The sequence below is a fragment of the Paracidovorax valerianellae genome (assembly GCF_900102625.1).
GTDB classification, from domain to species: Bacteria; Pseudomonadota; Gammaproteobacteria; order Burkholderiales; family Burkholderiaceae_C; genus Paracidovorax; species Paracidovorax valerianellae.
Genome location: NZ_FMZC01000002.1, coordinates 316,207 through 330,827 on the forward strand (window position 1 = coordinate 316,207; position 14,621 = coordinate 330,827).

Consider the following 14,621-nt stretch of genomic DNA (forward strand, 5'->3'; position numbering starts at 1 on the left):
GGGCAGCCTTTTTCACTGAAAACTCACTCCCATGCAAGCGCTCTGGATGGTGTTGGCCGCGTTCCTTTTCGCCAGCATGGGCGTGTGCGTCAAGGTGGCTTCGGCGTATTTCAACTCGGCCGAACTGGTGTGCTACCGCGGCATCATCGGCATGGCGATCCTGTGGGCCCTGGCGCGGTCGCAAGGGGTCAAGCTGGGCACGCAATACCCGGGCATGCACGCCTGGCGCAGCCTGATTGGCGTGGTGTCGCTGGGGTCGTGGTTCTACGCCATCGCCCACCTGCCGCTGGCCACCGCCATGACGCTCAACTACATGAGCAGCGTGTGGATCGCCGCCTTCCTCGTAGGGGGTGCGCTGCTGGCCTGGCGGCCCTCCAGCGTCAGTTCGCGACCGCCGCTGCAGGGCACGCTGGTGTTCACCGTGATGGTTGGCTTCGCCGGCGTGGTGATGATGCTGCGCCCCAGCCTGGACCAGAACCAGGCATTCGCCGGCGTGATCGGGCTGCTGTCGGGCCTGACCGCAGCCTTCGCCTACATGCAGGTGATGGCGCTGTCGCGGCTGGGCGAGCCCGAGACGCGCACGGTGTTCTATTTCGCGGTGGGCTCGGCGGTGGCCGGCGGCGCGGGCCTGCTGCTCACGGGCACCTCCGAATGGCCCGGCTGGCCGAGCCTGTGGCTGCTGCCCATCGGCGTGCTGGCCGCGGCGGGCCAGCTGTGCCTGACCCGTGCCTATGCCAGCGCGCGCACTTCGCGCGGCACGCTGGTGGTGGCCAACCTGCAGTATTCGGGCATCGTGTTCGCGGGGCTGTACAGCGTGTTGCTGTTCGGGGACGACATTCCGCTCATCGGCTGGGCCGGCATGGCGCTGATCGTGGTGAGCGGCATCGTGGCCACCGTGCTGCGCGCCCGCGCGGCGCCCGGCGCGCCGGCCGAGGAACACTGATCGCGCCCTCGGCGCCCTCGGGCATGCCGGGGCGCACGGGAGCGCAGGCGTCGCTGCGGTAAGGTCTGTCCGACGTGCGGGCGCCCGGCTCCGGCCCACAATAAGGGCTTGTTTGCCACCGCAGGAGCGCCATGCCGTACACCACCTTGATCTCCGCCGCCGAACTCCAGTCCCTCATCGCCAGCGGTGCGCCGCTGATGGTTTTCGACTGCACGTTCGACCTGTCGCAGCCCTCGTCGGGCGAGCAGCAATACCGTGAATCGCACATTCCCGGCGCGCTCTATGCGCACCTGGATCGCGACCTGAGCGCCAAGCACGGCGCGCCCGGCGCAGGCGGCACCATCGTCGCCACCGAGGCCGACCAGCCCGCATCCGGCGGGCGCCACCCCCTGCCCAACCGCGACCGGCTCGAAGCCTGGCTCTCGCGCATCGGCTTCACCAACCAGATGCAGGCCGTGGTGTACGACCGCAATGGCGCCAACTACTGCGGCCGCCTGTGGTGGATGCTCAAGTGGGCGGGCCACGACGCGGTGGCCGTGCTGGACGGCGGCCTGCAGGCCTGGACGGCCGCAGGCGGGGCGCTGGCCAGCGGCGACGAGCCCGCGCATTTCCAGTCCAACTTCAAGCTGGGCGAGCCCCTGCGCCAACTGGCCACCGCGGCCGACGTGCAGGCCGCCCTGGGCCAGCCCGGCCAGACGGTGATCGACGCGCGGGCGCCCGCTCGCTACCGGGGCGAGGTCGAGCCGCTGGACCCGGTGGCCGGCCACATTCCCGGCGCGCTGAACCGCCCGTTCAGCGAGAACATCGGGCCGGACGGGCGCTTCAAGCCCGCAGCGCAGTTGCGGGCCGAGTTCGACGCCCTCCTGGGGGGCCGTGCGCCGCAGACGGTCGTGCACCAATGCGGCAGCGGCGTGAGCGCCGTGCCCAACGTTTTGGCCATGGAACTGGCCGGTTTGGGCAAAACAGCGTTGTTTGCAGGCAGCTGGAGCGAATGGTGCAGCCATCCGGACCGGCCGGTAGAGCGGGGTTGAGGCCCTCGGGGCGGCCGGCTGTGCAGCAGGCCGGCCCCTCTGGCGGTCGGACACCGGCCACGCGTTTTGTAAGGCAAATTCCTACACGGGCAGCGCGCCGACCAGACACGCTGCACATCCAAACCCCGACTTAATTTTTGATTGGGCTGAATTCACAATCCATTTCAACGGATCGCGAAACCATGCAAACCGCATGAACCCCGCCAGATCGGTTAAAGGAAAAAGGATTCACCATGACCTCCGAACAACTTCTCGCCGAAATCCGCGAAGCCAACCTCACGTACCTGATGTTGGCACAGACCCTGATCCGCCAGGACAAGGCGGAAGCTGTTTTCCGTCTGGGCCTGAACGAAGACGCCGCCGACATCCTGGCATCGCTGTCGGCCGCACAGGTGCTCAAGCTGGCCTCCCGCAACACGCTGCTGTGCAGCTTCCGGGTGGACGACAACCTGGTGTGGAGCTTGCTCACCAACCACAACACCCCCAAGAAGGTCGGCAACGAAGCGACCAACACGCTGCACGCCAACATCCTGATGGCCAGCCGCGTGTCCGAAGTGCTCTGAGCGCAGCGCCCGCTGCCCTCGCCGCCCACTCGCCTGCCGCCGCCCACCCTTCTTCGAAAGCCAGCCATGTCCGCACCCGTCAAGAGCGTCCTCAACGAATCCAAGCAGATCGAACGCGCCGCCATGCTGATCCAGATGGGTGCCCGCATGCAGGTGCTGGAATCGGAAACCACGCTTTCTTATGAGCGCCTGATCCGCCTGTACAAGGAGATCGCCGGCAAGTCGCCTTCCAAGGGCCAACTGCCCTTCTCGACCGACTGGTTCCTGACCTGGCAAGAAAACGTCCACAGCTCGCTGTTCCTGAACATCTACGAATACCTGTCCAAGGGCGTGGACCTGGATTCGGTGGAACTGCTCACCAAGGCCTACCGCCTGTACAACGAGCAAGTCACCACCGCCGAGATCGAGCCCCTGCTCTCCTTCACCCGCGCCTGGCGCCTCGTGAAGTTCGTGGACGCCGGCATGCTCACCCGCACCGCCTGCTCGCAGTGCAGCGGCCAGTTCGTCACCGAGCTGTACGAAAACGCCCGCAACTACACCTGCGGCCTGTGCAACCCACCCGCCCGCGCGGGCAAGAGCAAGTCGGCTGGCGCGCTGATGCTGCATTGAGCAGCGACGGCTTTAAGTCAAAAAGCCCTCCAGCGCTTATTCCTCTAGGGTGGATTGCTACAAAATCAGTAGCAAACTACAACAAACGTTCAAACCCGGCACTGGCCGGGTTTTTTCATGGGGCGTTCAGGGACATCACCGCATCGCCAGCAGGATGCGAATGTCCGCATCCACCGGCAGCGCGTAGTCGTAGGCGGCCAGGACGGCGTTGCCTTCGGGGCTCACGAGCTTGAGGCTCACGTACACCGTCTGCGGCGTGGCCGCGTAAGTGCCCACGACCACGGCCTGCGCTGCCTGCGCGCGGCTTACCTCGCGCACCTCGCGCGAAAGCAGCAACTCGCCGTCGCCCGGCCGCATGACGAGGTTTTCGCGCAGTTTCAGTTCGGTCACGCGCACGCCGCGCTGCACCAGGCGCCCGGCGATCTGCTCGGAGCACAGGCGGCCGAGCCGCGACGACTCGTTCAGCCGGTCCAGGTGCACCAGCGTGGAGACCAGCACCGGCTGGCGCGGATCGAGCGGCGCGCCCTGCAGCAGCATGTCGGCGGCCTTCTGGTTGAATTCGAGCAGATCGGTCTGCACGCCACCCGCGGCCGCGCTGCCGTAATAGAACCGCGCGCAGCTCGGCAAGGCCACCGCCGCGGCGCCGGCCAGCGCGCCGGTCAGCAAGGTGCGCCGCTTCATGGCACCACCTGCCAGGTCTTGACCGGCGTGGCCACCACGGCCGGCACACGCGGCAGATACAGCGCCAGGTCGCCCTGGTCGATCGAATACACATCGCTGGTGCGGGCGAGCACGCGCTCGTTCGACTCGATCGATGTCGTCACCAGAATTTCCGTGCGGGCCGTGCCGCTGGCCAGCAGCACGTCCGGCGCGGGCACATAGGCGCCGGAGGCATCGCGCACCACGGCTACGCCATCGGCCAGCCGCACGCGCGGTGGCGCGCCTACCCCGCCACCCTGGTGCTGCACCACCTGCGTGGACACCGCCATGCGCACGCCCGTCGGCTGCACCGACAGGGTGATGCCCCGGTCCACCAGCCGCGTCATCAGCAGCGAGCGAAAGCCCGCGTCGAACCCGTCGCCCTGCGCCGGCACGATGTAGAGCGGGTATTCGCCGGGCGGCCAGTCGCGCAGCTTGACGACCGTGCGCTCGGCGACATCGCTGGCCAGCACGTCCCAGTGCTGCACGGCGCGCGCCGTCTTCTGCGCGGACGGCGCATGCGCCTCATCGCGCGGCAGGTCCGGCGTGGCGCATCCGCCCAGCACCGCCGCTGCCAGCAGTGCGCCGGCGCCTGGCGACCAGCGCAACGCGCCCGAACGCCCGGGAGCCGCGAGCCCACCGTTGCGCAGCAGCACACGGCCAGCCGTGCGCGCGAGTTTTTTGTCAGATTCCATACCCGCAAATGCTAGCGGCGGCGGGCGCGGGGCATCGGCCGAACAGCGCCGCTTTTCCCCTGCTGCCAACGCGCTAGGTCGGATTCCGGCCTTGGCCCGGCCGGGGCGCCAAGTCAGCGCATCGCCTTGTTTTCAAGCGCTGGCGGGCGATTCGCGGCACGAAGACGCTCCGCGGCCTGTGCCCCCCAACCTGCGACGACGCCGTACGGAATGCGCGGCAAGGTCCGCGACCGACGCGCCCGCCAGGCTGAGCACCGGGCTTTCCCGGACGTCCGCGCCGTGCTGCTGCGGCGCCCACCTACGCGGCGCTTGAGCAGCCTTGCTACAAAATCCGCGGCATGTCCCGCCCCGCCGCTCCCAAAGCCCCCACGCCGCCCCTGGCGCGCGCCCTTCCGGCCTCCGCAGCCACAGGCCATCTGCCGGCCGGCGGCGCTCCGCAGACCGACAGCCCCCGTCCCGAACACGCCGCCGCGCCCGAGCCTGCCGAAGACGGTCCGCCCGAGCCGGCACCGGCCGCGGCCTCCGCCGAGCCTGGCACGCAGGCCATGGCCGCACGACGGCCGCAGCACAGCGGGCCGGAGCCCCAACACGCCGCGCATCACCCGGCCCCCGCAGCCAGCGCTGCGGCCGGTGACCACCCCACGAACGCGGCGCCCTCGCCCGCAGCACCTGCGGAGGCAGCACCGCAAGGTCCCTCCGCCGCAGCCATGGTCGGTCCCTCGGCGCCGAACATCATGCTGCACATGCCGGTGGACGTGCGCAACATGTCGCTCGCCCTGCTGGCCCTGTTCGCCACCCTCGCGCTGCTGCACTGGGCCAGCGCCGTGTTCATTCCGCTGATGCTGAGCGTGCTGCTCACCACCGCGCTGCACCCCGCCGTCACGGCGCTGCACCGCTGGCACATTCCCCGCTGGCTCGGTGCCGGCGTGCTGCTGATCGGCATCGTCGGCAGTCTCGCCGGCGCGGCCTGGTCGCTGAGCGACGGCGCGGCCGAACTGGTCGATTCGCTGCCTGTCGCGGCCCGCAAGGTGCGCGACGCCGCCCGGCTGCGCGTGGGCGGCCCCAGCCCGCTGGACACCATGCAAAAGGCCGCCACGCAGATCGAGCAAGCCGCCAACGACAGCGTGCCGCCGCAAACGCGCCGCGGCGTGCAGCGCGTGGTGATCGAACGCGCGCCCTTCAACATCCGCGACTACGTCTGGAGCGGCACCATGGGCCTGGCCTCCGCGGCCGGCCAGATCACCGTGGTGATCTTTCTCACCTTCTTCGCGCTGGCGTCGGGCAACCTGTTCCGGCGCAAGCTGATGCGCATCGCCGGCCACAGCCTGGAGCGGCGCAAGGTCACCATGGCCGTGCTGGACGACATCACCGGCCAGATCCAGCGCTACCTGCTGGTGCAACTGCTCACCAGCGTGCTCGTGGGCGTGGCCACCGGCGTGGCCTATGCGCTGCTGGGCCTGCAAAACCCTGCGGTGTGGGGCGTTGTGGCCGGCGTGCTCAATCTGGCGCCCTACATCGGCTCGGTCGTCGTGACAGGCGCCTCGGCGCTGGTGGCCTTTTTGCAGTTCGGCACCGTGGACATGGCGCTCGCCATCGGCGGCGCGTCGCTCGTCATCCATACCCTGGTGGGCAACCTGCTCACCCCGTGGCTCACCAGCAAGACCAGCCGCATGAGCCCCGTGGCGGTGTTTGTGAGCGTGCTGGTATGGGGTTGGCTGTGGGGCCTGTGGGGCCTGCTGCTGGGCATTCCCGTGATGATGGCCGTGAAGGCGATCTGCGACCGGGTGGAGGATTTGCGGGCGGTGGGGGAACTGCTGGGGGATTGAGCAAAGGCGAAGCACTGCGGCGCAGCGGCCGGTTCAATGCTTGGTGAGACAGGAAGCCAAATCTGCGCATTCGGAGAGGAACGTTCTCAAACCGCATCTCGCTGCCGGCGGGGACCGCATTGTTGGTGGGTCAACTGCTAGCGGATGCTGCCGTCCGGCTCCAGGCTCCCTACCTTGTACGTACCAAGCAAGGTCGTAGGCGAAGATTCATGGACCAAATGCAGCAAAGAGAACGATATAGGGCACTTGAAACCGTAGTGACCGAAGCACTGCAAGATCGACGCTCTATGGAACCCCATCTGTCAATGGGCTGAAGGCTGTTGTAGCGATGGGGGAAAAGTGGGCGTGAACAGATACCAAGCCATCCCACAGCAAGCGTTCAATGTCACGCACCCAGCCGAAGCAAGAAAAAAAGTGGCTCTAACCTAACACGTCGATTTCATGGCTTAGCAGGGCAATCTGGGGGCAGCGACGGGTCTGCGCACTCCGAGGGTATGTTGTCAAAAAGTACATCACGGCCCACGTAAACCTTGTGGGTAGCGATTGGGGGGTCGAGATGCCAGCTGATATCGCCATTCATCCAAAGGTCTACTACTTCGCTTTCACGCAGTAGGGTTCTTGAATTCACGTGATACAGGCGGACCAAAGACGGTATTTTTTGTTCATAGTGGATGGCCCGCTGCAATAAAGACGCGTCATGGATTTCCAGGCGATAAACGTACCTGGGGCTGTTGTAGCTGTTAAATAGCCGGGGCGTAAACGCAAGCCATCCAAGGACTACTACGGCATTCAACGCTAAGCACCAGACGATGCAAGGGATTTTCTTGAATTCAGGAAATCTCATCACAACTCCAGTTTGATCGGAAAAGGCAGGCGCACGCGATGAACGTCAGAAAGCACGATGAAGTCGCCTCCTCGGCCCGTCTTTGCACGCCACGTCCGAAAATCTCGGTTTTGAACAAGATAGGAATGGCTACGCACCCTCGCCTCTGTCTCATTCACTCATTCCTCTGAAATAGAAACACTCTTCCCAACATTCACGCGATCGACTCCTCCATATCCCCAAAATCCAAGAGGCTGAGACAAAAAGGCTTGGTCGTGGTCGTTGAAGTCGTAGGAATCCCGTAAATAGAAGCCCAACTCATCAACGGCAATCGAGGCTTTACCTGATTCCTTTGGTGTGACCAGACCCGATACCGCGATTTTCAAAGTGGCCTCACCCAGGCCACCGTAGAAATCGTCCAGCGGATCACTAAGCCGACCGAAACTCAGAAAATTTACTTGGCAACTTTCATCCAAGATTTTTGCTGGCTGACCGAGATTGCCAAACCTCCAGTTGTGCAGAAGTCTCGGCCCGGCCCACTCATCGACCCGCTTTTGAAGCTGCCTTAAACCGGCAGGGCTTATCCATTGCGCCTGTAGCTTTGCCAATGCAGTGCGAACACGAGCAAAGCCGAGCGCCCAAGCCATTTTCACTGTGGTTTCGTCCAGATGGGCAGCACTGAGCCGATGGGTTGGAGAAGTCGGCAAACTACGCTTCATGTCTTCTGGTACTTGAAAACCCGCCCCGCGAAACCACCGCTCCATCAACGCCGCAGCCACCGGCCACCCCATGCGCGAGCGCATCACGCCCGGAATATCGTCCAGCTGAAACAGCCGAACCTTCGGCGGCAGCTTTTTCTCCAGCTGCGCGCGCAGCCGCTCCTGGTCCACCTTGACCATGTCCTTCATGCAACCTCCCTCGTCCGTGATCGCTTGTTTTTAAGAAATGCGGATTCTGGGTGCAAAGAAGGCGAAAGCCGCCAAGGCCGGCATATTTCGAGTTACGCGACGTAACTTAACGGCAAAATCAAATCATGGGGGCTTTGAAAGCCGGCAGAAAACCAATGGGCGCAGCGCTCTGAGCTTCGCCACACCCCGTCGCTATACCGGCTGCACCACCGCACGCACCGCCAGTTGCGCGGCCACGGCTTCCAGGGATGCCAGTTGCCGGCACACCAGCGCCAGCTGCGTCTGCACCAGCCGCAAGGTGTCGGGCGCGGCGTCGGCGGCCTGTTCCAGGGCGGTGGCGAGGGCTTCGCCGCGGGCGGCGTCGCCTTGCAGGGCTTCGCGAGTGCGCAGGGCGCGGGCGACCGCTTCGATGCGTTCGACGGCGTACTGGGCGCCTTCCTGCACGAGCGGGTCGTCCATGCCTTCGGCCAACTGGCCACGATGGGCGCCAAGCGCGGAGAGGTAGTTGAGCAGTGTGTGCGAGAGCACCAGCATGCGCATGCCGGCCTGCGAGTGCGATCGCACGTGGCGCGGCTCGCGGAGCATGTGCGACAGGGCGGTGGAGAAGGCAGCGTCGGCGTTGTGCGCGGTGCGGCGCGCCAGGCGGTAGTCCAGATCGTCTTCCTTGCCGGTGGCGTATTGGGACATGAGCTCGCGCAGGTACTGGCCGTTGGCCTGCAGGGCCTGCGCGGCGACGGCGGCGAGGCGCCGGCCCTGCCAGTCGGGGAGCACCACCATCATGGCCACGGTGGCGATGGCGCTGCCGATCAGCGTGTCGAACAGACGGGGCAGGATGAGGGTGTAGGCCTCGCCGGTGGCCTGGTTGAAGCACATCAGCACCAGCAGCGTGATGGCGGCGGTGGCGGTGAGGTAGCGCGTGGTGCGCGTGATGAAGAACAGCACGCCCGCTGCCACGGCGAACAGCGCCTGCAGCGGCAGGCTGGGGAAAAGCCGCAGCAGCGCCCACCCCACGACGAGGCCGATGGCGGTGCCGGCGATGCGCTGCGACACGCGGGTGACGGTGGCGCCGTAGGTGGGCTGGCACACGAACAGGGTGGCCAGCGGAATCCAGTAGCCGTGCACGGGGTCGATGAGCTGCATGGCGACGTAGCCGGCGGCCAGCGCGAGCGACAGGCGCGTGGCGTGGCGAAACAGCGGCGTGCCCGGGTGCAGTTGCGCGCGCACGCGGCCCCAGGCATCGGCCAGCGACCGGGGCGAGCGGTCCAGCAGGCTGGTATCGCCCAGGCGCTCGCCGCCGTCGGGGTGCGTGGCGGCATCGAGCTGGCCCGACAGCGTGGCGAGGTTGCGGGCCAGCGCGCGCAGGCTGCGCAAGGGGCGCTGCCATGCACTCTGATGCTGGTTCTCCAGATGGGCGATGGAGTCGTGCAGGTCGGCCATGGCGCGCTCGCCAGCAGGGTCGCGCACGAAGGGTTCGTGCGTCTGCAGCGCTTCGGCCAGGCGGGTGCAGTCCACGCCCTGCAACTGCAGCACGCGCTGGCAGCGGTAGAGCACGTCGCTGTGGAACAGTACGTCGGCCCAGTCGTTGTAGTGGTGGTGCGACGAGCTGGCGCGCTCGTGGATGTCCTGCGCGATGAAGTACAGGTTCAGGTGGCGCAGCAGGCGGCCGGTGGGAGCGGCAGGCCCGGCAGCACCGTCGCCGCTAGGCCCCAAGCGGCTGAAGATGCTTTCCTTGGTGGTGTTGAGCGCGGCCACCACGCGGCCGTTGGTCTGCGCGAGCGCCAGGCGCCGGCGCTCCACGTCCACGCCGCGCACGGGCTCGAACAGGCTGGCTTTCAGCCGCAGATACGCCCCCAGCACACCGTAGAGCTTGGCGAGGTTCTGCCGCACGGGCTGGTGCGGAAACAGCGCGCACCACAGCAGCGAGAGCAGCCCGTACCAGGTGGCGCCCGCGAGCAGCCAGGTCGGCTCGCTCGAAGCCAGGCCGCTGCCGCCCTGGTGCGCGCCGGGCGCCACGCTGATGGCGGTGTACAGCGCGAGGATCACGGTGGCCGAGGCAATGGCCCGGTAGCGCTCGCCCACCGCGCCGAGCATGGTGAAGCCGAAGGTGGACACGGCCATGCCGGCCACGAACCACAGCGGCCACGGCAGCAGGGCCTCGACCGAGAACGAGGCGGTGGCGAAGCACGCCAGCGTGACGAGCAGCGCGCGCAGCCGGCCGCGCCAGTTGTCGTCGGTCTCGGCGATGGCGCTGGCGATGATGCCCAGGAAGATCGGCGTCACCAGCGGCACGCTGTCCAGCCACCAGCACACGGCCATGGCGCCGCTCAGCGCGATGAAAACGCGCACGCCGTACACCAGCGCGTCCTGCGCCCACAGGCGCCTCGCCCAACCTGCCATTGCCGTTTTCAAGATCGCTGCAATCCGGAGAAATGAAGAGGAAACAAAGAAGACCAGTGCAGAGCCCAAACGTCAGTACCGAAGCCCGGCGCGCCAGCCGCTGCGCCGCAAGCACAAGCAGATTCCGTACCACGGCACGGCGATGGGCCGCCGCGCGCCGCCCTCAACCGGTGTTGCGCAACCCCGCCGCGATGCCGTTGATGGAAATGTGAATCCCCGTCTGCACGCGCTCGTCGCCCTGGCCCGCGCGCCAGCGGCGCACCAGCTCGACCTGCAAGTGGTGCAGCGGGTCGATGTACGGAAAGCGGTGGCGGATCGACCGGGCCAGGGCCGTGTTGTGGGTGAGGCGGTGCTTCTCGCCGGTGATGCGGGTGAGCGCGTCGGCCGTGCGGTGCCATTCGGCTTCGATGGCGCTGAAGACCTTCTTGCGCAGGCGCGTGTCGGCCACCAGTTCGCTGTAGCGCGAGGCCAGCGCCAGGTCGCTCTTGGCCAGCACCATGTCCATGTTGGACAGCAGCGTGCCGAAGAACGGCCACTGCCGGTACATCTTCTGCAGCAGCGCCATCTGCGCCTTCGGGTCCTGGCCGGGCTGCTTGACGAAGGCGTCCACCGCCGCACCGAAGCCGTACCAGCCCGGCAGCGTGAGCCGGCACTGGCCCCAGCTGAAGCCCCAGGGAATGGCGCGCAGGTCTTCGATGCGCTGGCTGGGCTTGCGCGAAGCGGGGCGCGAGCCGATGTTCAGTTCGGCGATCTCGCGAATGGGTGTGGAGTTGAAGAAGTAGTCGGTGAAGCCCGGGGTGTCGTACACCAGCGCGCGGTAGGCGCCCATGCTGGCGACCGACAGTTGCGCCGCCGCTTCCAGGAACGCCTTGGTGGCGGGCTTGGTGGGCTGCAGCAGCGTGGCCTCCAGCGTGGCGGCGACCAGCGTTTCCAGGTTGCGCCGGCCGATCTCGGGGTTGGCGTATTTGGAGGCGATCACCTCGCCCTGCTCGGTCAGGCGGATCTGCCCGCGCACGGTGCCGGGCGGCTGCGCCAGGATGGCCTGGTAGCTGGGCCCGCCGCCACGCCCCACGGTGCCGCCGCGGCCGTGGAACATGCGCAGCTGGATGCGGTGGCTGGCGGCCAGTTCGTCGAACAGGGCGACGAGCGCGATCTCGGCGCGGTACAGCTCCCAGCTGCTGGTGAAGATGCCGCCGTCCTTGTTGCTGTCGCTGTAGCCCAGCATGATGTCCTGCTCGGCGCCGCTGGCCTGCACCATGGCCGCGAAGCCGGGCACGGCGTACAGCTCGCGCATGATGGGCGCGGCATTGCGAAGGTCTTCGATGGTCTCGAACAGCGGCACCACGATGAGGTCGGTCGTGGCGGCGGACCGGGCAGGGGTGCCTGGCGCGGGCGGCTCGGCATCGAGCGTGCCGTGCATCAGGCCCACTTCCTTTTGCAGCAGCAGCACTTCGAGCAGGTCGCTCACGGTTTCGGTGTGGCTGATGATGTAGTGCCGAATGGCCTGCGGCCCGAAGCGCTCGCGCATCTGGCGCGCGGTCTCGAAGATGGCGATCTCGCCCGTGGTGTGCTCGGAGTACGTGGCGCCCACCACGCGCAGCGGCCGCGCATCGGCCAGCAGGCGCAGCAGCAGCGCGCGGCGGTCGGTCTCGGGCAGGGCCGCGTAGTCGGGCTCTACGCGCGCGGTGGCCAGCAGTTCGGCCACCACTTTTTCATGCTGGTCGGAGCTTTGGCGCAGGTCCACCGTGGCCAGGTGAAAGCCGAACACTTCCACCGCGCGCACCAGCGGGTGCAGTCGCTCGGCCGCCAGCGCCGCGCCGCGGTGCGAGCGCAGCGACGCCTCGATCACGCGCAGGTCGGCCAGAAACGCCTCGGCGTCGGGATAGGGGTTTTGCGGCGCGACCGCATGGCGCGCGGCTTCGCCGCCGGTCAGGTTGCGCAGCGTGGCCGCCAGCCGTGCATAGATGCCGGTGAGCGCGCGGCGATAGGGCTCGTCCTGCCGGTGTTCGCTGTGATCGGGCGAGCGCTCGGCCAGGGCCTGCATGTCGGGCGACACCTGCACCAGCCGCGCCGACAGCGACAGCTCGCCCCCCAGAAAATGCACCTCGGTCAGGTAGTGGCGCAGCGCTACCTCGGCCTGCCGGCCCAGCGCCAGCGACAGGGTCGCCGCGCTCACGTTGGGGTTGCCGTCGCGGTCGCCGCCGATCCACTGGCCCATGCGCAGAAAGCTCGCCACGGGCTGGTTGCCCAGTTCGCGCTCCAGCTCGGCGTAGATCTTGGGGATCTCGCGCAGAAAGGTCGATTCGTAGTACGACAGCGCGTTCTCGATCTCGTCGGCCACGGTGAGCTTGGTATAGCGCAGCAGGCGCGTTTGCCACAGCTGGGCCACGCGGGCTCGCAGCCGCGCCTCGTTGGCGGCCAGCTCGCGCGGGGTGAGCGCGTCCTTGGCGCTGTTGTACAGCTGGGCGCGCACCTGGATGTCGTCGCGCTCGGCCAGCAGTTGGGCGATGTCGCGCTCGGCATCCAGAATGCTCTTGCGCTGCACTTCGGTCGGGTGAGCGGTGAGCACCGGGGCCACGTAGCTTTTGGCCAGGGTCTGCGAGATGGTGCGCGGCGCGATGCCCGCCCAGCGCATGCGGGCCAACGCCACTTCGATGCTGCCCTCCTGCGCGCTGCCGGCGCGCTCGTGCACGGTGCGCCGGCGGATGTGGTGCCGGTCCTCGGCCAGGTTGGCCAGGTGGCTGAAATAGGTGAAGGCGCGGATCACGCTGACGGTCTGGTCGCCCGACAGGCCCTTGAGCAGCTTCTTGAGCGCCTTGTCGGCCTCCTGGTCGGCATCGCGGCGAAAGGCCACCGACAGCTTGCGCACCTGCTCGACCAGGTCATACGCGGCCACGCCCTCCTGGTCGCGGATCACGTCGCCCAGGATGCGGCCCAGCAGCCGGATGTCCTGAATGAGCGGCAGGTCCTTGTCGATCCTGCGGGGGGCGGCCGGTGCGGGCGCGGCGTCGGTCTTGCGGGGGGTCGCGTTCATGCGGAAAGGGTCTCCTGCGCGCTCGGCGCATCACGGACAGAGGGCGGCTGCTGCAGCGGCCCATGCTAGCATCCCCGCTGCCCGCGCCGCACGGCGCCCGGCCCCCGCGCACCCTCGCGCCAGGCCCTCCCGACACCGCGATGAATCTCTCTCCAAACCCCTCCTTCCTTCCCCTCGTGATCGCCACCCGCGAAAGCCGCCTGGCCCTGTGGCAGGCCGAGCATGTGCGGGCACTGCTGCAGGCCCGCGGCCATGCCGTCGAGCTGCTGGGCATGACCACCAAGGGCGACCAGATTTTGGACCGCACCCTCAGCAAGGTGGGCGGCAAGGGCCTGTTCGTGAAGGAGCTGGAAGTCGCGCTCGAAGAAGACCGCGCCCAGATCGCCGTGCACTCGCTGAAAGACGTGCCGATGGAACTGCCCCCCGGCTTTCACCTCGCCGCCGTGATGGAGCGCGAAGACCCGCGCGATGCCTTCGTGTCCAACCACCACGCGCGCCTGGCCGATCTGCCCCAGGGCGCGGTCGTCGGCACCTCCAGCCTGCGCCGCCAGGTGCTGCTGCAGGCCCTGCGGCCGGACCTGAAAATCGAGCCGCTGCGCGGCAACCTGGACACCCGCTTGCGCAAGCTGGACGAGGGGCTGTACGACGCCATCGTGCTCGCCGCCGCCGGCCTGAAGCGCCTGGGCCTGCACGACCGCATCCGCACCACCTTCGAGCCGTCCGAGATGCTGCCTGCTGCAGGCCAGGGCGCGCTGGGCCTGGAGGTGCGCAGCCACCGTCAGGACGTGATCGCCGCCCTGGAGCCGCTGGCCCACCTGCCCAGCTGGCTGGGCGTGACCGCCGAGCGCGCCGTGAGCCGCGCCATGGGCGGCAGTTGCTCCATGCCCCTGGCCGCGTACTCGCACTGGAAGGCGGACGGCACGCTGCAGCTGGATGCCGCCTGGGGCGACCCGCAGGGCGTGCTGCCGCTGGTGCGCGCGAGCGTGTCGGGCACGGTGCAGACGCTGGCACAGGCCGATGCCCTGGGCAGCGATGCCGCAGCGCAGTTGTGCGCACGCGGTGCGCAGCCGGCGGGCTGAAACCCCTGCAGCCA

11 protein-coding genes and 1 pseudogene are annotated in these 14,621 nt (G+C 67.6%); 6 read left to right on the forward strand and 6 right to left on the reverse strand.

Annotated elements, in window-relative coordinates; genetic code table 11:
- The first annotated feature begins 31 nt into the window (after window positions 1-31).
- The 4 genes from BLT03_RS04100 to flhC all read left to right on the forward strand — a co-directional run bounded on the left by BLT03_RS04100 (window position 32) and on the right by flhC (window position 3,146).
- The gene (locus BLT03_RS04100) at window positions 32-943 is read left to right on the forward strand and encodes a DMT family transporter (protein ID WP_092740586.1); all 912 of its coding nucleotides are present in this window, start codon (window positions 32-34) and stop codon (window positions 941-943) included.
- A 131-nt stretch (window positions 944-1,074) separates the two neighbouring features.
- Window positions 1,075-1,974 carry a sulfurtransferase gene (locus BLT03_RS04105; RefSeq protein ID WP_092740588.1) on the forward strand — a complete coding sequence of 300 codons (900 nt, stop codon included), beginning with the start codon at window positions 1,075-1,077 and terminating at the stop codon, window positions 1,972-1,974.
- A 233-nt stretch (window positions 1,975-2,207) separates the two neighbouring features.
- Window positions 2,208-2,537 (forward strand): flagellar transcriptional regulator FlhD, encoded by a 330-nt coding sequence (flhD, locus tag BLT03_RS04110; protein WP_092740590.1) that lies wholly within the window; start codon window positions 2,208-2,210, stop codon window positions 2,535-2,537.
- 66 nt (window positions 2,538-2,603) lie between these two features.
- Window positions 2,604-3,146 (forward strand): flagellar transcriptional regulator FlhC, encoded by a 543-nt coding sequence (flhC, locus tag BLT03_RS04115; protein ID WP_092740592.1) that lies wholly within the window; start codon window positions 2,604-2,606, stop codon window positions 3,144-3,146.
- 135 nt (window positions 3,147-3,281) lie between these two features.
- Here the strand turns inward: flhC and BLT03_RS04120 are convergent, their stop codons facing one another.
- Both BLT03_RS04120 and BLT03_RS04125 read right to left on the reverse strand, forming a co-directional pair.
- The gene (locus BLT03_RS04120; protein ID WP_092740594.1) at window positions 3,282-3,827 is read right to left on the reverse strand and encodes a FlgO family outer membrane protein; all 546 of its coding nucleotides are present in this window, start codon (window positions 3,825-3,827) and stop codon (window positions 3,282-3,284) included.
- A complete protein-coding gene (locus tag BLT03_RS04125) occupies window positions 3,824-4,540 on the reverse strand; it encodes a hypothetical protein (protein ID WP_245711233.1) in 717 nt (238 codons plus the stop codon). The genes BLT03_RS04120 and BLT03_RS04125 overlap by 4 nt, the downstream gene beginning before the upstream one ends.
- A gap of 545 nt (window positions 4,541-5,085) precedes the next feature.
- On the opposite strand from BLT03_RS04125, the gene BLT03_RS04130 reads away from it, so the two are divergent.
- The gene (locus tag BLT03_RS04130; protein WP_092741059.1) at window positions 5,086-6,366 is read left to right on the forward strand and encodes an AI-2E family transporter; all 1,281 of its coding nucleotides are present in this window, start codon (window positions 5,086-5,088) and stop codon (window positions 6,364-6,366) included.
- A gap of 439 nt (window positions 6,367-6,805) precedes the next feature.
- Here BLT03_RS04130 and BLT03_RS24760 read toward each other — a convergent pair whose 3' ends face one another.
- From BLT03_RS24760 to ppc, 4 genes and pseudogenes are all read right to left on the reverse strand, one after another.
- Window positions 6,806-7,210 carry a hypothetical protein gene (locus BLT03_RS24760; protein WP_092740596.1) on the reverse strand — a complete coding sequence of 135 codons (405 nt, stop codon included), beginning with the start codon at window positions 7,208-7,210 and terminating at the stop codon, window positions 6,806-6,808.
- Window positions 7,210-8,097 (reverse strand): annotated as a pseudogene (locus BLT03_RS04140) (DUF6402 family protein). Before BLT03_RS04140 ends, BLT03_RS24760 begins: the two are co-directional and overlap by 1 nt.
- A 192-nt stretch (window positions 8,098-8,289) precedes the next feature.
- Window positions 8,290-10,494: a YccS family putative transporter gene (yccS, locus tag BLT03_RS04145; RefSeq protein ID WP_092740598.1), complete on the reverse strand. Its 2,205-nt coding sequence runs from the start codon at window positions 10,492-10,494 to the stop codon at window positions 8,290-8,292.
- Window positions 10,495-10,657: 163 nt separating this feature from the next.
- Window positions 10,658-13,528 carry a phosphoenolpyruvate carboxylase gene (gene ppc, locus BLT03_RS04150; RefSeq protein ID WP_092740600.1) on the reverse strand — a complete coding sequence of 957 codons (2,871 nt, stop codon included), beginning with the start codon at window positions 13,526-13,528 and terminating at the stop codon, window positions 10,658-10,660.
- A 140-nt stretch (window positions 13,529-13,668) separates the two neighbouring features.
- Between ppc and hemC the strand changes: the two genes are divergently transcribed.
- Window positions 13,669-14,607, forward strand: a complete 939-nt coding sequence (gene hemC, locus BLT03_RS04155) for a hydroxymethylbilane synthase (RefSeq protein ID WP_092741061.1) — start codon at window positions 13,669-13,671, stop codon at window positions 14,605-14,607.
- Window positions 14,608-14,621 lie beyond the last annotated feature (14 nt).